The organism is Microbacterium sp. LjRoot45, assembly GCF_964253325.1.
Taxonomy (GTDB): Bacteria; Actinomycetota; Actinomycetes; order Actinomycetales; family Microbacteriaceae; genus Microbacterium.
In genome coordinates this window covers 2,224,941-2,247,210 of record NZ_CAXUQM020000001.1, presented here as the reverse complement: position 1 = coordinate 2,247,210, position 22,270 = coordinate 2,224,941, and the positions used below count along the sequence as shown (strand labels likewise).

The following is a 22,270-nucleotide window of genomic DNA, read 5'->3' as shown; positions in this document are numbered from 1 at the left end:
GTGATTCCGTCGCGCGCCCGCCATGATGGTGCGATGAGCACTCCCGCATCACCGGCGACGCGGCCCGACCTGTCCGATCGTGACCTGACGCTCGATCTCGCACGCGTCCTCTGCGTCGTATTCGTGATCGTCGTCCACCTCCTGATGGTGGGGATCGGTCCGGGGCCCGACGGCCAGTTGGTCACGTCGCGGCCGGCGGAGCAGGAGCCGTGGTTCGACGCGGCGACGTGGGTGGGCCAGATCATGCCGCTCTTCTTCGTCGTCGGCGGCTTCGCCTCGGCGGCGGGCTGGGCGTCGTGGACGCGAAAAGGCGGGGATGCCGTCGGGTTCATCCGCACGCGCACCCTGCGCCTCGCGCAACCGGCGCTGCCCGTGTTCGCGTTCTTCGCGCTCGTGCTGGGCGCGACGACGCTGGCGGGCATCGCGCCCGACCTCGTCGCCGCGGCGGCGGTCGGCGCGGGATCGCCCCTGTGGTTCCTCGCCGCCTACCTCATCTGCCAGGCGCTCGTGCCGCTCATGGTGCGCCTCCACGAGCGCGCACCGGGCGGCACGGTCGCCGTCCTGGCGGCGGGCGTCGTCGCGGTCGATGCCGCGCGGTTCGCGACCGGTGTCACCGAGATCGGGCTGCTGAACCTGCTGTTCGTGTGGCCGCTGATCCAGCAGCTCGGGTTCTGGTACCGCGACGGCTGGTTCGACCGCCGTCCCACCGGCATCCTGCTGCTGATCGCGGCGGCCTGCGGTCTCGCGCTGTGGCCCTTGGTGGCCTGGGGTCCGTACTCGCCGTCGATGCTCGGCAACCTCAATCCGCCCACTCTGCCGCTCGTGCTGCTGGGCCTCGCCCAGGCATGCCTGCTGAGGGTGCTGCGCCCCGCCCTCACCCGGCTCACGCGCGTACGCGCCGTGCAGGGATTCCTGTTCCTGCTGGGCACGCGGCTCATGACCGTGTACCTGTGGCATTTGCCCGTGATCCTCGCGGTCACCGGTCTCACGCTGCTCATTCCCGGCGCGGCACCGACGCCCTCCTCGGCGGCGTGGTGGTGGTCGCGGCCGCTGATGTTCGTCGTCGTGCTGGCGGCCGTGCTCGCGCTCTCGCTCCTCATCGCCCGGTGGGAGGCGCTGGGCACGCTCGGTGCGACGCCGAGCCCGGTGGTCGTGGGCATCGCGTGGCTGTGCGCCGTCGCGCCGCCCTTCGCGGTGATGCAGTGGTTCCTCGACCTCCCGCTCGCCGTCGGCGGCACCGTGCTGCTGACGGTGTCGGTCGTGCTGCTGCGGCATCCGCTCCTCGCCGCGCGGACGCGCGCCGCCTCGGTAGTGTCGAGGGCATGAGCAGCGCGCCGATCGCCCGTCCCCGCACCGCGATCGTCGTCGTCGCCGCCGGCTCGGGCACGCGCCTGGGCGCCGACGCCCCGAAGGCGTTCGTGGGAATCGACGCGCACACGATCCTCCGACACGCGCTGCGCGGGGTGCTGGCCGCCTCACCCGCGCAGATCGTCATCGTCGTGCCGGGCGACCGGGTGGGCGATGCGCGCACCGAGGTGGACGAGGCGGTGACGGAGTCGGCGACGGCCGACGGCGCGTCGCGGCGCGACCTCGTGTCGGTCGTCGCCGGCGGTGACACCCGGCAGCAGTCCGTCGCCGCGGGACTGGACGCCGTCTGGCCCGACGTGGAGTTCGTGCTCGTGCACGACGCCGCGCGCGCCCTCACCCCGCCCGAGGTGTTCGCCCGCGTGCAGTCCGCGCTCGAGGCGGGACGCGATGCGGTGCTGCCGGTGCTCCCCGTCGTCGACACCGTCAAACGTGTCGCGGGCGAGGAGGTCATCGCGCCTGTCGACCGCTCCGAACTCGCCGCCGCCCAGACTCCGCAGGGCTTCCGGCGCGACGTCCTCTTCGCGGCGATGGCCGAAGCCGACGGCGATCACACCGACGACGCCGCCCTCGTGCAGGCCGCCGGACATGCCGTCGTCACCGTGCCCGGCGACGAACGCGGCTTCAAGATCACGACGCCCGCCGACCTCGAGCGCGCCCGCGGCATCCTGCGGGGGGATCACGCGCCCGCGAGCGCCGCCGGCCCCCGGCGCGCCGGTGCATCGGCCGGCGTGGCGGTGCCGCGCGTCGGCATCGGGACCGACGTTCACGCGTTCGGCGGCGAGGGCGACCTGTGGCTCGCGGGGCTGCACTGGCCGGGCGAGACGGCGCTGCACGGACACTCCGACGGGGATGCCGTGGCGCACGCGATCGTCGATGCGCTGCTGGCCGCGGCGGGTCTCGGCGACATCGGTCTGCACTTCGGCACCGATCAGCCCCAGTACGCGGGGGCGCACGCGGCGGCGTTCCTCGAACGCACGCGGGTGCTCGTGGCCGAGGCGGGATTCGCGATCAGCAACGTGTCGGTGCAGGTGCAGGCGCGGCGTCCCCGGTTCGCCGACCGCCGGGTCGAGGCGGAGCGGGTACTCTCGCAGGCGCTCGGGGCTCCCGTCTCCGTGTCGGCGACGACGACCGACGGGCTGGGCTTCACGGGCACCGGCGAGGGTGTCGCCGCGTTCGCCGTGGCCGTCGTGATTCCGGCCGCCGTCAGAGGACGCGCGTCATGAACACCGACAGCGGGTCGGGCCGGTAGTCGGCGAACGGGCCGCAGAGCGAGAAGCCCTCGCTCTCGTAGAGCCGCCGCGCAGGGAGGAACCCCTCGTCGGCGCCGGTCTCGAGCCAGAGCGAGCGGATGCCGCGCTGCCGCGCCGCATCGACGATGTGGCGCAGGAGCGCGCGACCCGCCCCCGTCCCGCGGAAGCGGTCGTCGACCCGCATCGACTTCAGCTCGCCCCGCTGCGCATCGAGCTGCTTCAGCGCTCCGATGCCGACGAGCTGCTCGCCGTGCCAGGCCGACCAGACCGTCACCGCCGGGTCGGCCAGCGCTCCCGCGTCGAGCGCGTGCACGCTCTCGGCCGGGGTGAGGTCGTGCATGCCCGCGAGGTGCGCGGCGATGAGGCGGAGGGTCGCGTCGCCGGTGAGGTCGTCGACGACGATGCGGAGAGTCACGGTCGTCAGGATGCCAGGGGCAGGTTTCGCCCGCGTTACCCGTCAGCCCTCGTCAGCCCTCGACGGCGAACGGCGCGGGGTCGCGCCGGCGTGCGCCCCACGCGAGGAGCACGAGGCCCGCGGCGAGGATGACGAGACCGCCGATCGCCAGCGAGCTCAGACGTTCGCCGAGCACCGCGATGCCGAGGATGCTGGCCGTCAGCGGTTCGGCGAGGGTGAGCGTCGCCGCCGTGGCGGCGGTGAGGCGCTCGAGGCCCCAGGTGAAGAGCGTGTACGCGACGGCGATCGTGGCGAGACCCAGCCACAGTGTCAAGGCGAGACCGCGCGGGTCGGCCACCCAGCCGACGTCGATGAACGGCAGCGCGAGCAGCGCGAATCCCGCCGACCACGCGCCCATCGCGCCGGCGACCGTGAACGGGTCCCAGCCGGCATCCATGAGGCGGCGCTGCGCATTGGCGAACACGGCGAACGAGGCGCCCGCGCCGACCGAGCCCAGGATGCCGAGCAGATCGGCGCCGCCCGTGCCCCCTCCCGCGGCGCCTGCCGTGCCGCCGACGCCGAGCACGACGACGCCCACGGTGGCCAGGAGAGTGGCCCCCAGCCAGGTGGCCGAGGGGAGACGGCGCGTGAGCACCCACTCCAGGAGACCCGCGAGCACCGGCGCCGACCCGAGTGCGATGACCGTGCCGACGGCGACCCCGCCGCGCGCGGTGCCCAGGAAGAAGAGCGGTTGGTAGGCGGCCAGGCACAGCCCCGTCAGCGCCATCAAGGCCATGGCGCGCCACGTGGGGAGCGGGTTGCGCCGCTCCCGCGTGCGCCGACGTGCGAGGGCGAAGCCCACCGCCGCGAGGGCGGTGCCGCCCACGACGAGGCGCATCACGCCGATCGACAGCGGGGTCGTGTCGCCCGGGCCCAGCGCCTGCGACGTGCCCGTCGTGCCGAACAGGACGGCAGCGGCGAGGACGGCGAGAACGGCGAGCACCCTACAGTTCTACCGGGTGCGCGCCGGTAGGCTGGTGCGGTGACGGTCCGGCTCTACGACTCCCAGGCTCAGGCGTTGCGCGACTTCGCGCCGCTCGACCCGACGAACGTCACCGTCTACGTCTGCGGACCCACCGTGCAATCCGGCCCGCACATCGGGCACGTCCGCGCCGCGCTGAGCTTCGACATCCTCCGCCGCTGGCTCGCCCACCGGTTCGGGCGCGTGACGTTCGTGCGCAACGTCACCGACATCGACGACAAGGTGCTGACGAACGCCTCGGCCGAGGAGCCGTGGTGGGCGCTGGCCTACCGCATGGAGCAGGAGTTCACGCGCGCGTATGCCGCCGTCGGCATCCTTCCTCCCACCTACGAGCCGCGGGCGACGGCATCCGTGCCGCAGATGATCGAACTCATCGAGCGACTTATCGCTGCCGGGCACGCCTATCCCGCGTCGACATCTGAGGCGGGCGGCGACGTGTACTTCGACGTGCGGTCGTGGCCTTCGTACGGTTCGCTCACGCGTCAGTCGATCGACGCGATGGAGTCGGCGGCCGATGCCGACCCTCGCGGAAAGCGCGACCCCCGCGACTTCGCCCTCTGGAAGGGCGCCAAGGCCGACGAGCCAGCGTCGGCCGTGTGGGCCTCGCCCTGGGGGCCGGGGCGTCCCGGGTGGCACATCGAGTGCTCGGCGATGAGCCGCCGCTACCTCGGTCCCGAGTTCGACATCCACGGCGGCGGTCTCGACCTCCGCTTCCCCCACCACGAGAACGAGCTGGCCCAGTCGTCGGCCGCCGGCGACCCGTTCGCCCGCTACTGGGTGCACAACGGCCTGGTCACCGTCGGCGACCAGAAGATGTCGAAATCGCTCGGCAACTTCCTGCTCGCCGACGACGTTCTCCGCGATCACGATCCGCTCGTCGTGCGCTACGCGCTCGCCGCCGCCCACTACCGCTCGAGCCTCGACATCACGTCCTCGTCGTTCGACGAGGCCGAGGCCGCCCTCGACCGCATCCGCACGTTCCAGCAGCGTGCGGCCCGCGTGCTCGGCACGCCGCACCCCCTCACCGCGGCCGACGTGCCGGCGGAGTTCGCCGCGGCGCTCGACGACGACCTGGGCGTGCCGCAGGCGCTCGCCGTCGTCCACGAGCGGGTGCGCGCGGGCAACAGCGCCTTGGATGCCGGTGACCGCGCCGGTGCGGCGACCGCACTCGTGCAGGTGGGCCGCATGACCGGGCTGCTCGGGCTGAATCCGGTCGATCCGCAGTGGCGCACCGACACCGACGACGACCAGGCGGCGGCGCTCGACGCCCTGGTGCAGACGATGATCACCCAGCGTGCCCAGGCGCGCGAGAACAAGGACTGGGCGACGGCCGACCGCATCCGCGACGCGATCGCGGCGGCTGGCATCGCCCTCGAAGACGGTCCCGACGGGACCCATTGGAGTCTGAACGATGGCTAAGCCGGGAAACCCGTCCGCGGGCAAGGGTAAGAAGAAGGGCCCCACGAAGGGCACCGGCGGGAAGAACCGCCGCTCGCTGGAGGGGCGCGGACCGACCCCGAGGGCCGAGGACCGCGCCTGGCATCCGGCCGGGAAGCGGAAGGCCGCTGCGGAGCGGTATGCCGCTGCCGGAGGCAAGGGCAAGCCCGGCAGCACGACCCGCTCCTCTGCGCCGCGCGCCAAGAAGGAGGACGACACCGAGTTCGTGACGGGGCGCAACTCCGTGCTCGAGGCGCTGCGCGCCCGCATCCCGGCGACGGCGTTCTACATCGCCCAGCGGGTGGAGATGGACGACCGCGTCAAGGAGATGCTCTCCACCGTCACCCAGCGCGGCATCCCCGTGCTGGAGGTCACCCGCCCCGAGCTCGACCGGATGGCCGGGTTCGACGGCGTGCACCAGGGTGTCGCCCTCAAGGTGCCGCCCTACGAGTACGCCCACCCGCAAGACCTGCTGGAGGAGATCATCGACCGCGGCGACCTGCCGCTCCTCGTGGCGCTCGACGGCATCACCGACCCCCGCAACCTCGGTGCGATCATCCGCTCCACCGCCGCCTTCGGCGGTCAGGGGCTCATCGTGCCGCAGCGTCGATCGGCGAGCGTCAACTCGGCGGCCTGGAAGACCAGTGCCGGTGCCGCCGCGCGGGTGCCCGTCGCCGTCGCCGCCAACCTGACGGCGACCCTCAAGGACTTCAAGAAGCAGGGCGTCTTCGTGCTGGGCCTCGCCGGCAACGGCGACGTGTCGCTTCCCGCGCTCGAACTCGCCGACCGTCCGGTCGTCATCGTCGTGGGCTCCGAGGGCAAGGGGCTGTCGCGGCTCGTCACCGAGACGTGCGACCAGATCGTCTCCATCCCGATCTCCCGGTCGACGGAGTCGCTGAACGCGGGCATCGCGGCATCCGTCGCGCTGTACCAGGTCTCGACGCTGCGCGCCTCGGCCGAGTAGCGGGGCCGCGGACGGCAGGAACCGATCAGACGGCGGCGACGGCGTCGATCTCGATCTCCGCGCCGCCCACGAGCGAGTACACGCCGATGAGCGTGCTCGCGGGGAGGTCGCTTCCGCCCATGATCCGGTCGCGCACCGACCGCCAGACCCGCAGCCGCTCCTCGTCGAGCCGCGCGATGTAGACGCCGACGCGGACGATGTCCTCCGGGGCGGCGCCTCCCGCGCTCAGCGCGCGTCGCAGCTGTGCGTAGGCGAGCTCGACGGCCCGCTCGAACGACGCCGGCGCAGAGCCGTCGTCTTCCAGGCCGACGACGCCCGAGAGGTAGAGCAGGTCTCCCGTGCGCACCCGGACGCTGTCCGAGATGCCCGGGTAGACGGGGGCCGGATGCCGCGAGATCCGTGCCGCGTCGCCGCCGGCCTGCATCCCGCTCCCGTCTCGTTCGGGCGCGGTCACTTCTTGTACTGGTAGGGGTTGTAGAGCACCTCGGACTCGGGGATGTCGGGGTGCTGCCCGGCGATCCAGTCGTCGCCGACCTCGCGCTCGAGGTAGGCGACCGTGTCGTCGAGCTTGGCGCGGACGCCGCGGAGGTCGCCCGCGGTGACCTTGCCCTCCCACTTGACCACCTCGCCGCCGACGAGCACGGTGTGCACATCGCCGCGCTGCGCCTGGTACACGACCTGACCCCACGGATTGATGAGGGGCGCCCAGGTGGGGGAGTCCTCGTTCTTGAGCAGCACGACGTCGCCGAGCTTGCCGACCTCCAGCGAGCCGATCTCGCCGTCCTTGCCGAGCGCCTGGGCGCCGCCACGGGTCGCCATGTGCACGGCGTCTTCGGCCCGCAGCTTCACGTGCGTGACCGTCTCGGCCGGCTCGAGCCGGTGCGCGAGGTAGTGCTCGAGCGCCCGGTCGGCGTTGACGGTGGCCCGCATCGCCGAGAACAGGTCGGCGCTGAACCACACGCTCGTGTCGACGGAGAGGGACGTGGGGATGCCGTACTTCCGCAGCTGGTGGATGGGGGGATACCCCTGCCCGCACGTGTCCTCCGATTCGGTGGCGAGCGAGACGTTGCCTCCTGTCGCAGCGATCTTCTGGTACGACTCCGCGCTCAGCGATGCGGCGTGGACGTACGTGAAGCCCTCCTCCATGACGCCCGCGTCGTAGGCGTTGCGGATGCCCCAGTCGTTGGTGGCGCCCCACACACCGGCGTGAGTGGTCACGCGCAGCCCGAGTTCCTTGGCCACGCGGTAGGCCGCGAGTTCCGGGAACTGCTCGTCCTGATTCGGCACGTCGAAGGCGATCTGGGTGCCGAACATGCGCGAGTCGTCGCGCGAGGCGATGAGCAGCCGCTGGACGGCGGGATCGGCGGTCCACTCCCACGGCGACTGGTGGATGTTCCCGTAGGCGAACACGAAGCGCCCGGGGGAGGTCGCCAGCGCCTCGTACGCGGCTTCGCCGTGTTCGACGGTGCGCAGCCCGTGCGACCAGTCGACGCTCGTCGTGACGCCCGACTCGATGGCGTCGAGGGCCGAGATGAGGTTGCCGGCGGCGTAGTCCTGGGGACGGAACTTGGCCCCGTGCTGCAGGTAGTACCAGACGAAGTACTGCGTGAGGGTCCAGTCGGCGCCGTAGGCGCGCATGGCCGTCTGCCACATGTGCCGGTGGGTGTCGACCATGCCGGGCATGACGATGCCGCCGGTCGCGTCGATGACGAGCGCGTCGTCGGGGGCTTCGACGTCGACCCCCACCTCGGCGATGACGCCGTCTTTGACGAGGACATCACCGCCCGGGATGACGGTGTGCGCGTCGTCCATCGTGAGGACGATGCCGCCGCGGAGCAGGATCGGCTGGCCGGCGCGGGGGGTGGGTGTGTTCGACATGCTTATCTCCTTTGATCAGCAGCGCCCAGGTGGTGGTTCAGAAGAGGGTGTGTTCAGGTGTCGCTCCGCGTTTGTACAGTCGGGTCAAACGCGGTTGTGGCCCTCAGCATGACGCATTCACGCGAATATGGGAAGAGGTCGCTCCGGGCCGCTTGACAAGGCGACGGACCTACCGTTTACATTGAGTTTAGTGAGACTGAACACTCGGCATCCGAGGAGTCTCCCGCCATCGCGAAGACGCGATGGCCGGTCACACGCTCGAGGAGGCAGCGCATGGCGAGATTCGTGGTCCGTCGTGCCGCAGACGCGGACTATCTCGACCCGGGGCATCTCGCGCCCGGTGCCGTCGGCATGACCCGCTGGCGCGGCGTCGGTGAAGACGACGGCGCCGCCCACACCGACTTCGGCATCACCCGGCTGGCCCCGGGCGGACGCACCGACACCCACGTGCACTCCTTCGAGGAGAGTTTCCACGTGATCGAGGGCGAGGTCGTCCTCACGACGCCCGAAGCCACCGTCCACCTCGTGGCGGGCGACTACGGCGTGCTCCCCATCGGCGTGCCGCACGCGTGGCGGGCCGTGGGGGAGACGGATGCCGCGTGGGCCGACCTGTTCACTCCGCCGGCCCGGGCGCGCTACGGCTCCGACACCTACCGTGTACCGGAGCTGCCCGAGCGCGAGCCGATCCGAGTCGACACGCGCGACCCGCGCACGCGCTCCTTCGGCAACATCACGACCGAGCACATGAATCCGGGGCGGCAGTCGCAGGAACTGCTGGCCGTCTCGGCGAGCATGCGCACCGCGCTCCTGGTCTACAGCGGCATCACGCTGAAGATGATGGTCGACTCCGACCTCGGCGCGACCCTCGGCACGCAGTTCATGGTCCGCTACGAGCCCGACGGCAAGGCCGGCCCTCACGACCACCCGCTCGAAGAGGCGTACCTCATCACCGAGGGCGAGGTGCGCGCGAGCTTCGACGGCGAGGAGTTCCTCCTCACGGCGGGCGACATCGCGTGGGCCGGCGTCGGCTGCGTCCACTCGTTCGAGGCCACCGGTGCCGAAGTGCAGTGGCTGGAGACGCAGTCTCCGCAGATGCCCCCCCGACACGCGTACCGATTCGTGCGCGACTGGCAGTACCTGGAAGAACGTCTCGAGGAGGAGATGTGAGCGGACGGACCATACTCGTCGCCGGAGGATCATCCGGCATCGGGCTCGAACTCGCGAAAGACCTCGTCGCCGGCGGCGACAGCGTCGTCGTGACGAGCCGCAGTCGAGAAACGGCGGAGGAGGTGGCATCCTCGCTCGGCTCGGCGGCGACCGGCATCGCACTCGACGTCTCCGAACCGGAGGGCATCGCCGCCCAGCTTGCCGAGGTCGGGCGCCTCGACGGCCTCGTGCTGGCGGCGATCGAGCGCGACGCCAACACGCTGCGGGAGTACGACATCGCCCGAGCCCGGCGGCTGGTCACCCTCAAACTCATCGGGTACACCGAAACGATCCACACGCTGCTCGACCGTCTGGAGCCCTCCGTCGACACCGGCATCGTGCTCTTCGGCGGCCGCGCGAAAGACGCGCCCTACCCCGGATCGACGACGGTCTCCACGATCAACGGCGGCGTCGACGGGCTCATGAACACGCTCGCGCACGAGCTCGCCCCCATCCGGGTGAACGCGCTCCACCCCGGCATCATCGGCGACAGCCCGTTCTGGGCGGCCAAGCCCGAGGGCGTGCTCGCGGGCTACGAGAGCCGCACGCCCGGCGGTGCGCTGGCCACCATGGCCGACATCGTCGATGCCGTGCGGTTCCTGCTCTTCAACCGCGGCGTCTCGGCCCACAGCCTCAACGTCGACCGCGGCTGGCGCATCAGCTGACCGCCATCGTCCACGTCTCGATCCACGCAGGGAGAACACCATGAGCATTGCCACACGCGGAACGATGGGTGTCGACTGGGAGGCGCGCGTGAACTTCGAGCGCCTCCGCGACGAACGTCTCGCCCGGCTCCACGCCGAACTGGAACGGTCGTCGCTCGGCGCCGTGCTCGCCTTCGACTTCTCCAACATCCGCTACGCGTCGGCGACGCACATCGGCACGTGGGCGATGGACAAGCTCATCCGTTTCTGCCTCGTGACGCGCAAGACCGACCCCATCGTGTGGGACTTCGGGTCGGCGGCGAAGCACCATGCCCTGCTGAACCCGTGGCTGCACGAGACCCACATGGAGGCGGATGCCGATCCGCACGCGCCGCATCACGGTGCCACGCGACCGCGGCTGGAGTCCGGCGCCCGCGCCGGCATCTCGACGCTGCGCGGCGCGTTCCCGCCCGATGCGGGCATCGCCGAAGAGGTAGCGCGCAAGATCAAGCGGGAGCTGGAGAGGTTCGGACTCGCGAACGAACCGCTCGGGGTGGATGTCGTCGAGCTGCCGATCCTGTTCGCGCTCCAGCGCGAGGGCATCGACGTCGTCGACGGCCAGCAGGTGTTCATGGAGGCGCGGCGCATCAAGACGGCCGACGAGATCACGCTGCTGACGACCGCGGCATCCATGGTGGACGCCGCCTACGACGAGCTCTACGAGTTCCTGCGTCCCGGCGTTCGTGAGAACCAGTGCGTCGGACTCGTCGCCAAGTCTCTGTACGACCAGGGATCGGAGTACGTCGAAGGCGTCAACGCGATCTCTGGCGAGCGGTGCGCACCGCATCCGCACGTCTACTCCGATCGCGCCGTGCGTCCGGGTGATCCGGCCTTCTTCGACATCCTGCACTCGTACAACGGCTACCGGACGTGCTACTACCGCACCTTCGCGGTGGGCTCGGCGAGCCCGGCCCAGCGGGATGCCTATACCCGCTGCCGCGAGTACATGGACCGGGCGATCGCCGCCGTGAAGCCCGGCGCGACCACGGCGGACATCGTGGAGCTGTGGCCGAAGGCGGAGGAGTTCGGCTTCCCCGACGAGGAGGCCGCCTTCGCGCTGCAGTACGGCCACGGCGTCGGCCTCTCCATCTGGGAGAAGCCGATCTTCTCCCGCCTGACGTCGCTCGATCACCCCGAGGTGCTGGAGGAGGGCATGGTCTTCGCGCTGGAGACGTACTGGCCCGCCGCCGACGGCTGGGGTGCCGCCCGCATCGAGGAAGAGGTCGTCGTGACGGCCGACGGCTGCGAGGTCATCACGAAGTTCCCCGCGGAGGAGCTTCTCGTCGCCGGTGGCGGCCGCTACTTCACGGTGAACGGTCCGCTGTCCGGCATCCGTGATTCGCAGTCGCACCTCAACACGCCCGCGGGGCGCGGCGAGTCCGCCTGACGGCTGCTCACACCGGCGTCTGCGCCGCGCGTGCGGCCTCGTGAGGAGGTCGCGGCGCGGTGCTCGGCGCGCCCGCCTGCCGGATCTCGTTCGGTGCTCCCACGACGTGTGCACTGTTACTTGACCGTTGTGCAGTACCACTTGACATAGTGTTCACAGCTTGCTTCACTGGGTCGCACCCAGGCAACTCCCCGACGATGTGGAAGGTCTGACAGATCGCGTGTTCGAACCCGTATTCCTCGCCCAACAGGTCCTCAACGGCCTGAGCTTCGGCGCCCTGCTGTTCCTCCTGGCCAGCGGCCTCACCCTCGTCTTCGGACTCATGCGCATCGTGAACATGGCGCACGGAGCGTTCTACATGCTCGGCGGCTACATCGGCGTCGTCATCGCCACGCTCACCGGCAACCTCCTGGTCGCCGTGATCGCCTCGATCGCCGCTGTCGCCATCACCGCGTTCCTCGTCGAGGTCGTCCTCCTGCGCTTCGTGCGCGGGCAGGAGATGCCCGAGGTGCTGCTCACGATCGGCGTCTCCTTCGTGATCGCCGATCTCTGCCTGGCCTTCTTCGGCGGAGACCCGCAGAACCTCCCCAACTCGGTCCGCATCCCCGGGGCGCTCATGATCGGCGACTTCGCCTATCCCTGGTACCGCATCTTCGTCATCGGGCTGGCGATCGCGATCGGCGTCGCCCTCGCCCTCGTGCAGACCCGCACCCGCGTCGGCGCTGTCGTGCGGGCCGGCGTCGACGACCGCGAGATCATCAGCGCGATGGGCATCAACATCCGCTGGGTGTTCACTGGGATGTTCGTCGTCGGCGCGGCCCTCGCCGCCATCGGCGGCACGATCGGGGCCGGCATGCAGAGCATCCTCCCCGGTGTGCAGAACGAAGTGCTCCTGTACGCGCTCGTCGTCATCATCATCGGCGGGCTCGGGAGCGTCGCGGGCGCCGCCGTCGGCAGCGTGCTCATCGGCCTCATCGACGCGTTCGCGAAAGCGTGGATCCCCGAACTCGCCTACTTCACGATCTTCCTGCCGATGGCCCTCGTTCTCGTCTTCCGCCCGACGGGCCTGTTCGGAAAGGCTGCCTGATGAGCAACCGCATCGTCGAAACCCGCACCGTCCGCACCTTCGGAGCCCCCCGGCGCGACCGGGTCCAGCTCATGAACCTGGGGCTCCTCGGCGCCCTGCTCGTCGTCGCCGTCGTGCTGCCCTACCTGGGAGTCACGGGCTTTGTCATCTCGCTCGTCTCGACCATCCTCATCGCGGCGACCCTCGCCGCGAGCGTCAACTTCCTCGCCGGCAACGGCGGCATGGTCTCCCTCGGTCACGCCGGTATCGCGGCGGCCTCCGCCTACGGCGCCGGCTGGGCGTCGCGCGAGGGATTCGACCCCGGCATGCAGGTGGTCTTCGCGCTGGGGATGACGCTCGCGGCCTCGCTCGTCTACGGCCTGCTGTCGATGCGCACCAGCGGCATCTACTTCCTGATGGTGACTCTCGCCGTCGGCATGCTCATCTACGGCCTCGCCTTCCGACTGTCGTCGGTGACCGGTGGGGAGAACGGCATCTCGGGCATCGAGCGCCCGGAGTGGATGGGGTCCTACTGGATCTACTACTACGTCGTGCTGGCCGCGTTCGTGGCCGCCACCGCGATCCTCTACGTGGTCGGGAACTCGCCGTTCGGCGCGAGTCTGCGCGGCATCCGCGATAGTGAGAGCCGCATGCGCAGCCTCGGTTACAGCGTGCGCTCGTACAAGCTCGGCGCGTTCATGATCTCCGGCACCATCGCCGGCCTCGCCGGACTCCTCGCCGTCTGGCACACCCACTTCGTGAGCCCCTCCTCGGCCGGAGTCGACCGCTCCGTGCACCTCATCGTCATGGTCATCCTCGGCGGCGTCGGCACGCTGCTCGGTCCGCTCATCGGCGCGGCCATCGTCGTGCTCGTGGAGAACGTCCTCTCCAGCCATGTCGACCGCTGGCCCACGATTCTGGGCCTCATCTTCATCCTCGTGATTCTCTTCGCCCGCGCCGGGATCGCCGGAAGCACGAGGAAGCTCTTCCGTCGCCTGCGCGCGCGACGCGAGTCCGCCGTCTCACCGCCGTCCCCGCCACCGCCGGGCCGGTCGGACACCTCCGTCACACCCGAGAACAACACCGCTGAACAGCACCAAGGAAAGGACCTGCAATGACGTCAATGAAGACACGCGGTCGTCGATCGGCGCTCGTCGCCGCCGGCATCGCGGCGGTCACCGCACTCGCCCTCACCGCCTGCGCCCCTCCCGGGGCAGCCGAGCCCGATCCGACCTCCGGATCGAGCGGCGAAGCCGGCGGGAGCCTCAAGGTCGGCTACATCTCTCCCACGACCGGCAACTTCGCCGTCGCAGGCCAGGAGATGGTCGACGGCTGGAACCTGTACTGGGAGCTCAACGGCGCCGAGGTGAACGGAATCACGATCGAGACGATCGTCGAGGACGACGCGGGCAACCCCGAGACCTCGCTCACCAAGGCCCGCAAGCTGGTCGAACAGGACGAGGTCGACTTCATCGTCGGCCCGCTCATCGCCAACACGGCACTCGCCGTCGCGGAGTACACCTCCAGCGTCGGCATCCCGAACCTCCACCCCGTCGCCGCCTCCGATGACCTCACGCAGCGCAACGCGAACGACCTCACGGTGCGCACCGGGTCGATGGGCGGTTCGCAGGCGAACTACCCCGGTGGCGAGTGGGCGGCGACCGAAGGCGGCTTCGACACCGCCGTGACCCTCTGCGCCGACTACGCGTTCGGCTGGGAGTCGTGCGCCGGGTTCGTCCAGGGCTTCACGCAGAACGGCGGCGAGGTCGTCGAGCAGATCTGGTTCCCGAACACCACGACCGACTTCTCGACGTACGTCTCCCAGATCCAGGCGGCGGGAGCCGACGTGGTCTACGTCGCGACCGCCGGCGGTGCCCCGGGGCCGAACTTCCTCAACGCCTACCAGGGCCTGGGGCTGGACCCCGGCAAGCTCCTCATGAACTGCTGCTCGCTCGACCAGGGCACGCTGCGCGCGATGGGCGACCAGGTCGTCGGCGTCAAGTCGGTCAGCTACTGGGCGGAGGGTCGTGACAGCGACGCCGTCGCCGAGTTCATCGAGGCCTACAAGGAGTTCTCCGACGGGAAGGTCCCCGGCGCCTACGTCGCCGGCGGCTACATGACCGCGTCGCTCGTGGCATCCGTTCTGGCGGAGAAGGGCCTCGTCACCGGGGAGGAGCTCGTGAGCGCCATCACCGAGTACACGTTCGAGGACAGCATCTTCGGCCGCGTCTCGTGGGACGACTACAACAACATGGTCGGCCCGGTGTACGTGCGCGAAGTGACCGCCGGAGACGACGGCAACTTCTACAACACCCCCATCGCCACGTTCGAGGACGTCGATCAGTGGCTGGGCCGCACGCCCGAAGAGGCGCTGGCACAGCCGACGTACTCGCAGACCTTCCAGGGGCTCGAGTGACCGTATCGGCAACGGCGGAGGCTCCGGACCCCCAGGGGTCCGGGGCCCCCGCCCCCGCACTCACCGTCACCGGCCTGGGAAAGCGCTACGGCGGCGTCCAGGCCGTGGACGACATCTCGCTGACGCTCGCGGCGGGCGAGCGGATGGGCGTGATCGGCCCGAACGGCGCCGGGAAGACGACGCTGTTCAAGATGATCGCCGGCGACGTGTCGCCGACGGTCGGAGCGATCGAGCTCTTCGGCCGCGACGTCACCCGTCTGGAGACGGCGCGTCGCGCGCGGCTGGGCGTCGGGCGCACCTTCCAGGTGTCCAACCTCTTCCGCGACATGACGGTGCTCGACAACGTCCGCGTCGCCGCGCGCGGTGGCTCGGGGCAGGCCCGGGTCTTCTGGCGCACGCAGGGACTGCGGGACGACGTGACCACTCGGGCGCTCGAGATGCTCGACTCGGTCGACCTCGTGGGTCGCCGTGACGACACGGTCGCCGACCTCTCGCACGGCGAGCAGCGGCAGCTCGAGATCGCGATGGCGCTCGTGACCGATCCGCGCATCCTGCTGCTGGACGAGCCGGCGGCCGGCCTGTCCGCGGTGGAGCGCACGACCCTGCGCGACCTCATCGAGGCGTTGCCCCGCACCCTCCCGATCCTCCTCATCGAGCACGACATGACGCTCGCGCTCGGTCTCACCGATCGGGTGATGTGCATGGAGAACGGGCGGCACGTCGTCACCGGCACACCGGCGGAGGTGCGCGAGCACCCCACCGTCAAGGAGATCTACCTCGGAAGGCGGGACAAGAAGTGAGTCTGCAGGTCACCGGTCTCCGCGTCGGCTATGCGACGGCGGGCGTGCTCCACGGCGTCGACTTCGAGATCGGCGACGCGCAGAGCGTCGCCCTCCTCGGCCGCAACGGCATGGGCAAGACGACGCTCGTGCGCGCCATCTGCGGACTGCGCCCGCCGACGGTGACGGCCGGCTCGATCGTCTTCAACGGCACCGAGCTCACCAAGCTCCCCGTGCACCGCATCGCGCGGGCCGGGATCGCCCTCGTCCCGCAGGGACGGCGGGTGTTCGGATCGCTCACGACGCTCGAGAATCTGACGGTCGTGCCGCGACGACGCCGCGCCGACGCGGCGGACCCGTGGAGCGTGGAGCGCGTCTTCGACTTCTTCCCGCGTCTGGCGGAGCGGTCCGGATCGATGGCCCGCTCCCTCTCGGGCGGGGAGCAGCAGATGCTCGCCATCGGCCGTGCCCTCATGACGAACCCGTCACTGCTCATCATGGACGAGCCCAGCGAGGGTCTGGCGCCGAGCGTGCTCGACGTCATCCAGGACCGTCTGGAGGGGCTTCGCGCCTCGGGTCTGTCGATCCTCATCGCCGAGCAGAACGTGGATCTCGCGCTGGACATCGCCGAGCGCGTCATCGTGATCGACGACTCGGGCACGATTGCCTGGTCGGGAACGCCCGCCGAACTGCGCGCGGACGACGTCCTGCTCGAGCGGCACCTGAGCATCTGAGTGCCCGACATGCCCACCGCCCCGCGCGCCCTTCCTCTCGTCGACCTCGTCCTCCGCGGGGGACGCATCACGACGTTCGCCGACCCTGATCAGGCCCCCGCCGAAGCCGAAGCGCTCGCCATCGCCGGCGGTCGCATCGTCGCGGTCGGCACCGATCAGCAGCTCGCACCCTACGCCGAGCTGGCCGCGGAAGTGATCGAACTCGGCGGGCGCCGCGTGCTCCCGGGACTCAACGACGCGCACATCCACGCGGTGCGCGGGGGCAACTCCTGGAGCGTGTCGCTCCATTGGGAAGGCATCCGTTCGATCGCCGAGGCGCTGGACACGGTCCGCGGCGCCGCCGAGCGGCTCCCCGCCGGTTCGTGGATCGCGGCCGTCGGCGGATGGCACCGGTCGCAGTTCGCCGAAGGGCGCATCCCCACGCGGGACGAGGTGGATGCCGTCGCGCCCGACCATCCCGTCTACCTCCAGGAGCTGTACGACCTGGGTGTGCTCAACAGCGCGGGCCTGGCCGCCTGCGGCTACACCGCCGAGTCGCCCGAACCTCCGCGGGGCTCGATCGAACGCGACGCCGAGGGGCGCCCGACGGGCCGCCTGCGCGGTGTCGGTGCGTTCGCCGCTCCGCTCGCGCGAGCCCTCGCCGCCGATTCCGCCGAGGCGCAGGAGGGTCTGCGGCAGATGGCCGCGGAGTTCGCCCGGCACGGTTTGACGGGGGTCGTCGACGGCGGCGGACTGCTGATGACGCCGCGCGACTATGACGCGATCCGCGCTGTGCATCGGGCCGGTGACCTCGGCATCCGTGCGCGGCTGTTCGTCTCTGCCTGGAACCGCGGCGGTGAGGTCGCCGACATCGAGGCGCTCACGTCGCTCGTGCCGGCCGACGCCGGCGACGGCATGCTGCGCATCGTCGGGGTGGGGGAGATCCCGCACCTCGGATGCCACGACATGGAGGGTCTCGACCCGTTCACGGTGCCCGACGCCGCCTTCGATGAGCTCGTGGAGATCGTGCGGCTGTGCGCCGTGCGCCGCTGGCGGATGAGCGTGCACGCGGTGCTCGACGCGACGCTCGGGCGCATCCTCGACGCGTGGGAGCAGGTGGAGCAGGAGACCGGACTGGTCGCCGGACGCGGGTGGTCCATCGTCCACGCCGACGAGGCGAGCCGCGACAACCTCGCCCGGATCGCCGCTCTGGGCGCCGGCGTGCTCGTGCAGAACCGTCTCGTGCTCAAGGGGGGCGACTACGTCGACACGTGGGGTGCCGCGGCGACCGCGCAGGCGCCGCCGTTGGCGACGATGCGCGAGCTCGGCATCGTGATCGGCGGGGGCACCGACGCCACGCGTGCGAACGACTTCTCGCCCTGGGCCTCGATCTGGTGGCTCGTCACGGGCGGCACGCTCGACGGCCGAGGCCGCCGAGACGCCGCCCACCTGCTGGACCGCGCCGCGGCGCTCGCGTCGTATACGAGGGATGCCGCGTGGTTCACGGGAGAGCAGGACCACCGCGGGCGCCTCGCCCCGGGCTACGACGCCGACCTGTGCGTGCCGACGCTCGACCCTTTCACGTGCGCGGACGACGAACTCGCCGGCATCCGCAGCGTTCTGACCGTCCTGGGCGGTCGCATCACCCACCGAGCCACCACCGACGTCCCGCGACGGGAGTCAGGAACAGGAGAACCAGATGAGTGAGATCCCCCCGCCGCGCCGTGTCGGCAATGCCGACGTCATTCACCACGAGGGTTTCGACGCCGGCATCGTGAGCCCGTTCGTGCCCGCGATCCGCGTCGTCTCGCCGTCGCGGCTCGTCTTCATCAGCGGTGTGACCGGGGCGCCCGTCTACCACGACCACCCTCACGTTCCCGAGGTGTTCGACGCCATGCCCGCCGACGCGAAGGGGCAGGTCGAGAACGCCTTCGACCATCTCGACCAGGCGCTCGCAGCCGCGGGCTGCGGCCGCGAGGACGTCGTGAACATGATCCGGTTCTTCACCGACGTGGAGGCGGACCAGGACGTCGTGAACGCTCATCAGGCGGCGTGGTTCGGCGGTCACATCCCGACGAGCACGACCGTGCAGGTGGTGCGGCTGGCCACCGACCCGAGGCTCCGGTTCGAGTTCCACGTCGTCGCGGCGGCGCCCGCCGAGGACCCGGCATGAGCGGTCACCACGGTCACGCTCACTCGTCGCGGCGGTTCGAGCGCCCCGTCGATCGTCCCGCCGGCGTGCGCCCCCTGGGGTCGCCCGGCATCATGGGCGTCGATTACGAGCACCGGGTCGACTTCGACCGGCTGCGCCGCTATCGGCTCGAGCGCGCGAAGGCGGCGCTGGAGGCGAGCGAGTGCGGGGCGTTCCTGCTGTTCGACTTCTACAACATCCGGTATACGACGCAGACGTGGATCGGCGGTGCGCTCGGCGACAAGATGATCCGCTACGCCCTGCTGATGCGTGGACACGAGCCGATCCTGTGGGACTTCGGATCGGCCGTGCGTCATCACAAGCTGTACTCGGACTGGGTGCCCGACGAGAACTACCGGGCCGGCTTCCTCGGCTTCAAGGGCGCGGTCGCGCCCGACGGCGGGGCCGACCTGATGAAGACGGCGGTCGACGAGATCGTCTCGCTGCTCGCCGGCGCAGGACTGGCCGACGCGCCCGTGGGTATCGACATCGTCGAACCGCCGTTCCTCTTCGAACTGCAGCGTCGTGGCATCCGCGTCGCCGATGCGCAGCAGCACATGCTCGATGCCCGCGTGATCAAGAACGCCGACGAGATCATGCTTCTCAACCAGGCGGCGGCGATGGTCGACGGGGTCTATCAGGACATCGCGGACACGCTCCGGCCCGGCGTGCGTGAGAACGAGATCGTCGCCCTCGCCAACGCCCGGCTCTACGAGTACGGGAGCGATCAGGTCGAGGCGATCAACGCCATCTCGGGGGAGCGGTGCAACCCGCATCCCCACAACTTCACGGACCGCATCATCCGTCCCGGCGACCAGGCCTTCTTCGACGTCATCCACTCCTACAACGGGTATCGCACGTGCTACTACCGCACGTTCGGCGTCGGGTGGGCGACGCCCAGCCAGCACGACGCGTACAAGCAGGCGCGCGAGTGGATGGATGCCGCACTGGACGCGATCCGGCCGGGCGTCGGGAGCGATCAGGTGGCTGCAGTGCTGCCACGGGCGGAGGACTTCGGGTTCGAGAACGAGCTGGCGGCCTTCGGGCTGCAGTTCGCGCACGGTCTCGGGTTGGGACTGCACGAGCGGCCGATCATCTCGCGGCTGAACTCGATGGCGGACCCCGTCGAGCTGCGCGCGGGCATGGTCTTCGCCATGGAGACGTACTGCCCGGCATCCGATGGTTCCTCCGCGGCGCGCATCGAGGAGGAGGTCGTCGTCACCGACTACGGCATCGAGGTGCTCACGCGGTTCCCGGCCCAGGAGCTGTTCGTGGCGGGACAGTACTGACGCCGAGGCGATGCTGGTCTCGGCGGGACCGTGGTGGTCTCGGCGGGGCGGTGTGGGTCTGCCGAGTTAGCCCGGCGGGTCGCGCCGGAGTGTTCAGTCTCACGGCACAGGGGGGAGTAGGGTCGGACTCGCGAAAGGACGCTCATGACCGCAGAGCTCGGTGACCGCCTTCGGGCGGCGCGTACGGCCCAGGGCCTCAGTCTTCGTGCGACGGCCGCGCAGGCGGCGATCTCGCCGAGCCTGCTGTCGCAGGTGGAGACCGGGAAGGTGCAGCCGTCGGTCAGCACCCTCTACGCCATCGTGAGTTGCCTGGGCCTGTCGGTCGACGACGTGCTCGGGCACCGTCCGCCGACCGCGGCGCCGCCGAAGCCTCGGGTGCGCACCGACCCCGTGTTGCCGTTCGCGCAGGCGCCCGAGATCGTGATGCAGAACGGCGTGACGTGGCGCAGCCTCGCCGTCGGCGGCGACGAGGGGCTGGATGCCGTGCTGGCCACGTATCAGCCGGGGGCGGCGAGTTCGCTGGACGAGACGCACATGCGGCACGTCGGGATCGAGCATGGCTTCATCGTGCGCGGCGAGCTCACGCTCAAGCTCGAATTCGACACGTTCGTCCTGCGGGCCGGCGACTCGCTGTGCTTCGACGCGCAGCGGCCCCACTACTATTTCAATGCCTCCGACGAGGTGGCCGAGGGCGTGTGGTACATCATCGGATCGACGCGCACGGCGGGTGCGGCGGCTCCCGTCGACATCCGCAACGCCGTCGACGTTCTCGACGTGATGGGCCGGCTGCATGGGCGCAGTGACGGCTGAGGCCGACGGAGGAGGCGAGCGCATGAGTGAGCTCGAGACGCCCTGGAACACGGTGGGTGAGCGTGTCCGCGAGTTGCGGTCGACGCGTGGACTCACCGTCCGTGAGCTGGCGCGGCGCATCGGGGTGTCCGCAAGCCACGTGTCGCAGGTCGAGCGGGGGATCGGGTCGTTCAGCGTGCCGGCGTTGTATGCCGTGGCGGCCGAGCTCGACGTGCAGATGCACGAGATTCTCGACCCGAAGACTCCGCTGTCGCGAACTCCCGTGACGGCGTCGGTGCCCGCTCCAGTGGACGCGCCGGGCGATCTGGAGAGCTCGGGCATCGTGCAGCGCGCGGACCGGCATCCGTCGATCAAGCTCAGCTCCGGTCCGCGATGGAGCCGGCTGACCGCCCGAGGCGAGGTGGATGCCGAGTTCCTCGAGGTGATCTACGCTCCGGGCACCGAGGCGCCGGCGGAGCACATCGTTCATGAGGGTCGCGAGTACGGCGTGATCATCTCGGGCACTCTCAGCGTCGAGGTGCAGGGCGAGGCGACCACGCTCGTGCCGGGCGACTCGATCGTGTTCGACTCCGCGATCCCGCATCGGTTCTGGAACGAGGGCGATGTCGAGGTGCGCGCGATCTGGTTCGTGCGCGACCGTCACGCCCACGATCCCGTCCCGCACGCCTGAGGTGGGTGCGATGCCCGGCAGGGACCAACCGCGCGTGTCGGGCGGTGTCGGAGATGTGGCGCGGGCGTGGTGCAGGTCGGAAACGGTGCGGCTGAGGGGTACGTCTGTGATGGCTGGAGATGCGGCCGGGTTGATCGGGCGACGAATGCCCTCCGATGTGCTCTCCTCGACCACAGCGAGCGACCGTCCCCTCGTCGAACTCACCGCCGATCCGACGGTCATCTTCGTGTATCCGAAGACGGGGGATCCGCGGTCGCCGGACTCGGAAGCGTGGGCGGCGGTCCCGGGAGCCAAAGGGTGTACCGCAGAGGCATGTTCGTTCCGCGATCTGCGTCGCGACTTCGCGGCGCTGGGATGGAGCATCGTCGGATGCTCCTCGCAGACGACGGACTACCAAGCGGAGGCGGCTGCACGTCTGCACTTGCCGTACCCCCTCCTGAGTGACACGGAGTTCGTTCTCGCGGACACCCTGGGATTGCCGACGTTCGAGTTCGAAGGCACCAGGCTCTATCGACGCATGACGTTGCTCGCTCGGGATGGCGAGATCGTCGGCGCGATCGATCCTGGCTCCGATGCGACAGGTCACGTCGAGGACGTCCTTCGTGTTGTGCGCGCCGGCGTCGGCGACGGAGACGACGGCACGCCGAACCCTGACGCCGCGCTCTAGCGGACAGTGCCGCGGGCAGTGCGAGCGGCAAGTCGATCG

Annotated in this window: 22 protein-coding genes; 18 read left to right on the top strand and 4 right to left on the bottom strand. The window is 70.4% G+C overall.

Going from position 1 to position 22,270, the window contains the following annotated elements:
* The first annotated feature begins 33 nt into the window (after positions 1–33).
* Both ACSQ18_RS10660 and ispD read left to right on the top strand, forming a co-directional pair.
* Entirely contained in the window at positions 34–1,326 is a 1,293-nt protein-coding gene (locus ACSQ18_RS10660) for an acyltransferase family protein (protein ID WP_436037278.1), read from the top strand.
* The gene (gene ispD, locus ACSQ18_RS10655) at positions 1,323–2,591 is read left to right on the top strand and encodes a 2-C-methyl-D-erythritol 4-phosphate cytidylyltransferase (RefSeq protein ID WP_436037277.1); all 1,269 of its coding nucleotides are present in this window, start codon (positions 1,323–1,325) and stop codon (positions 2,589–2,591) included. The genes ACSQ18_RS10660 and ispD overlap by 4 nt, the downstream gene beginning before the upstream one ends.
* Here ispD and ACSQ18_RS10650 read toward each other — a convergent pair.
* The gene (locus ACSQ18_RS10650; RefSeq protein WP_436037276.1) at positions 2,572–3,033 is read right to left on the bottom strand and encodes a GNAT family N-acetyltransferase; all 462 of its coding nucleotides are present in this window, start codon (positions 3,031–3,033) and stop codon (positions 2,572–2,574) included. The two genes, ispD and ACSQ18_RS10650, sit on opposite strands and share 20 nt — an antisense overlap.
* Before the next feature lie 52 nt (positions 3,034–3,085).
* On the bottom strand, positions 3,086–4,015 hold the full coding sequence (locus ACSQ18_RS10645; protein WP_436037275.1) for a DMT family transporter: 930 nt from the start codon (positions 4,013–4,015) through the stop codon (positions 3,086–3,088).
* Positions 4,016–4,054: 39 nt separating this feature from the next.
* On the opposite strand from ACSQ18_RS10645, the gene cysS reads away from it, so the two are divergent.
* Together cysS and rlmB are read left to right on the top strand one after the other, a co-directional pair.
* Positions 4,055–5,473 carry a cysteine--tRNA ligase gene (gene cysS / locus ACSQ18_RS10640; protein WP_436037274.1) on the top strand — a complete coding sequence of 473 codons (1,419 nt, stop codon included), beginning with the start codon at positions 4,055–4,057 and terminating at the stop codon, positions 5,471–5,473.
* Positions 5,466–6,455, top strand: a complete 990-nt coding sequence (gene rlmB / locus ACSQ18_RS10635) for a 23S rRNA (guanosine(2251)-2'-O)-methyltransferase RlmB (protein WP_144805904.1) — start codon at positions 5,466–5,468, stop codon at positions 6,453–6,455. Before cysS ends, rlmB begins: the two co-directional genes overlap by 8 nt.
* A gap of 25 nt (positions 6,456–6,480) precedes the next feature.
* Here rlmB and ACSQ18_RS10630 read toward each other — a convergent pair whose 3' ends face one another.
* Together ACSQ18_RS10630 and ACSQ18_RS10625 are read right to left on the bottom strand one after the other, a co-directional pair.
* Positions 6,481–6,909, bottom strand: coding sequence for a RidA family protein (locus ACSQ18_RS10630; protein ID WP_436037273.1), 429 nt, complete (start codon positions 6,907–6,909; stop codon positions 6,481–6,483).
* The gene (locus ACSQ18_RS10625; protein ID WP_436037272.1) at positions 6,906–8,333 is read right to left on the bottom strand and encodes an amidohydrolase family protein; all 1,428 of its coding nucleotides are present in this window, start codon (positions 8,331–8,333) and stop codon (positions 6,906–6,908) included. The genes ACSQ18_RS10630 and ACSQ18_RS10625 overlap by 4 nt, the downstream gene beginning before the upstream one ends.
* Positions 8,334–8,606: 273 nt before the next feature.
* Between ACSQ18_RS10625 and ACSQ18_RS10620 the strand changes: the two genes are divergently transcribed.
* From ACSQ18_RS10620 to ACSQ18_RS10555, 14 genes are all read left to right on the top strand, one after another.
* Positions 8,607–9,500, top strand: a complete 894-nt coding sequence (locus ACSQ18_RS10620; RefSeq protein ID WP_144805901.1) for a cupin domain-containing protein — start codon at positions 8,607–8,609, stop codon at positions 9,498–9,500.
* Positions 9,497–10,204 (top strand): SDR family NAD(P)-dependent oxidoreductase, encoded by a 708-nt coding sequence (locus ACSQ18_RS10615; protein ID WP_436037271.1) that lies wholly within the window; start codon positions 9,497–9,499, stop codon positions 10,202–10,204. The genes ACSQ18_RS10620 and ACSQ18_RS10615 overlap by 4 nt, the downstream gene beginning before the upstream one ends.
* Before the next feature lie 40 nt (positions 10,205–10,244).
* Entirely contained in the window at positions 10,245–11,630 is a 1,386-nt protein-coding gene (locus tag ACSQ18_RS10610; protein WP_144805899.1) for a M24 family metallopeptidase, read from the top strand.
* A gap of 220 nt (positions 11,631–11,850) precedes the next feature.
* On the top strand, positions 11,851–12,717 hold the full coding sequence (locus ACSQ18_RS10605; RefSeq protein WP_301037735.1) for a branched-chain amino acid ABC transporter permease: 867 nt from the start codon (positions 11,851–11,853) through the stop codon (positions 12,715–12,717).
* Positions 12,717–13,814 (top strand): branched-chain amino acid ABC transporter permease, encoded by a 1,098-nt coding sequence (locus tag ACSQ18_RS10600; RefSeq protein WP_436037270.1) that lies wholly within the window; start codon positions 12,717–12,719, stop codon positions 13,812–13,814. The genes ACSQ18_RS10605 and ACSQ18_RS10600 overlap by 1 nt, the downstream gene beginning before the upstream one ends.
* Before the next feature lie 5 nt (positions 13,815–13,819).
* Positions 13,820–15,112 carry an ABC transporter substrate-binding protein gene (locus ACSQ18_RS10595; RefSeq protein ID WP_436037269.1) on the top strand — a complete coding sequence of 431 codons (1,293 nt, stop codon included), beginning with the start codon at positions 13,820–13,822 and terminating at the stop codon, positions 15,110–15,112.
* Complete coding sequence (locus ACSQ18_RS10590) at positions 15,109–15,912, top strand: ABC transporter ATP-binding protein (protein ID WP_144805895.1); 804 nt, start codon at positions 15,109–15,111, stop codon at positions 15,910–15,912. Before ACSQ18_RS10595 ends, ACSQ18_RS10590 begins: the two co-directional genes overlap by 4 nt.
* On the top strand, positions 15,909–16,625 hold the full coding sequence (locus ACSQ18_RS10585; RefSeq protein WP_436037268.1) for an ABC transporter ATP-binding protein: 717 nt from the start codon (positions 15,909–15,911) through the stop codon (positions 16,623–16,625). Before ACSQ18_RS10590 ends, ACSQ18_RS10585 begins: the two co-directional genes overlap by 4 nt.
* A gap of 9 nt (positions 16,626–16,634) precedes the next feature.
* Entirely contained in the window at positions 16,635–18,311 is a 1,677-nt protein-coding gene (locus ACSQ18_RS10580) for an amidohydrolase (RefSeq protein ID WP_436037267.1), read from the top strand.
* Positions 18,304–18,777, top strand: coding sequence for a RidA family protein (locus ACSQ18_RS10575; RefSeq protein WP_436037266.1), 474 nt, complete (start codon positions 18,304–18,306; stop codon positions 18,775–18,777). Before ACSQ18_RS10580 ends, ACSQ18_RS10575 begins: the two co-directional genes overlap by 8 nt.
* The gene (locus ACSQ18_RS10570; RefSeq protein WP_436037265.1) at positions 18,774–20,084 is read left to right on the top strand and encodes a M24 family metallopeptidase; all 1,311 of its coding nucleotides are present in this window, start codon (positions 18,774–18,776) and stop codon (positions 20,082–20,084) included. The genes ACSQ18_RS10575 and ACSQ18_RS10570 overlap by 4 nt, the downstream gene beginning before the upstream one ends.
* 144 nt (positions 20,085–20,228) lie before the next feature.
* The gene (locus ACSQ18_RS10565) at positions 20,229–20,894 is read left to right on the top strand and encodes a cupin domain-containing protein (RefSeq protein ID WP_436037264.1); all 666 of its coding nucleotides are present in this window, start codon (positions 20,229–20,231) and stop codon (positions 20,892–20,894) included.
* A 22-nt stretch (positions 20,895–20,916) separates the two neighbouring features.
* Entirely contained in the window at positions 20,917–21,564 is a 648-nt protein-coding gene (locus tag ACSQ18_RS10560; RefSeq protein WP_436037263.1) for a helix-turn-helix domain-containing protein, read from the top strand.
* 34 nt (positions 21,565–21,598) lie between these two features.
* Complete coding sequence (locus ACSQ18_RS10555; RefSeq protein ID WP_436037262.1) at positions 21,599–22,231, top strand: peroxiredoxin; 633 nt, start codon at positions 21,599–21,601, stop codon at positions 22,229–22,231.
* Positions 22,232–22,270 lie beyond the last annotated feature (39 nt).

Bases quoted from the DNA above. Each gene is read 5' to 3' on its own strand.
- ACSQ18_RS10660 (WP_436037278.1), top strand. From the start codon at position 34: ATGAGCACTCCCGCATCACCGGCGACGCGGCCCGACCTGTCCGATCGT.
- ispD (WP_436037277.1), top strand. From the start codon at position 1,323: ATGAGCAGCGCGCCGATCGCCCGTCCCCGCACCGCGATCGTCGTCGTC.
- rlmB (WP_144805904.1), top strand. From the start codon at position 5,466: ATGGCTAAGCCGGGAAACCCGTCCGCGGGCAAGGGTAAGAAGAAGGGC.
- ACSQ18_RS10625 (WP_436037272.1), bottom strand. From the start codon at position 8,333: ATGTCGAACACACCCACCCCCCGCGCCGGCCAGCCGATCCTGCTCCGC.
- ACSQ18_RS10620 (WP_144805901.1), top strand. From the start codon at position 8,607: ATGGCGAGATTCGTGGTCCGTCGTGCCGCAGACGCGGACTATCTCGAC.
- ACSQ18_RS10610 (WP_144805899.1), top strand. From the start codon at position 10,245: ATGAGCATTGCCACACGCGGAACGATGGGTGTCGACTGGGAGGCGCGC.
- ACSQ18_RS10600 (WP_436037270.1), top strand. From the start codon at position 12,717: ATGAGCAACCGCATCGTCGAAACCCGCACCGTCCGCACCTTCGGAGCC.
- ACSQ18_RS10595 (WP_436037269.1), top strand. From the start codon at position 13,820: ATGAAGACACGCGGTCGTCGATCGGCGCTCGTCGCCGCCGGCATCGCG.
- ACSQ18_RS10580 (WP_436037267.1), top strand. From the start codon at position 16,635: ATGCCCACCGCCCCGCGCGCCCTTCCTCTCGTCGACCTCGTCCTCCGC.
- ACSQ18_RS10575 (WP_436037266.1), top strand. From the start codon at position 18,304: ATGAGTGAGATCCCCCCGCCGCGCCGTGTCGGCAATGCCGACGTCATT.
- ACSQ18_RS10570 (WP_436037265.1), top strand. From the start codon at position 18,774: ATGAGCGGTCACCACGGTCACGCTCACTCGTCGCGGCGGTTCGAGCGC.
- ACSQ18_RS10565 (WP_436037264.1), top strand. From the start codon at position 20,229: ATGACCGCAGAGCTCGGTGACCGCCTTCGGGCGGCGCGTACGGCCCAG.
- ACSQ18_RS10560 (WP_436037263.1), top strand. From the start codon at position 20,917: ATGAGTGAGCTCGAGACGCCCTGGAACACGGTGGGTGAGCGTGTCCGC.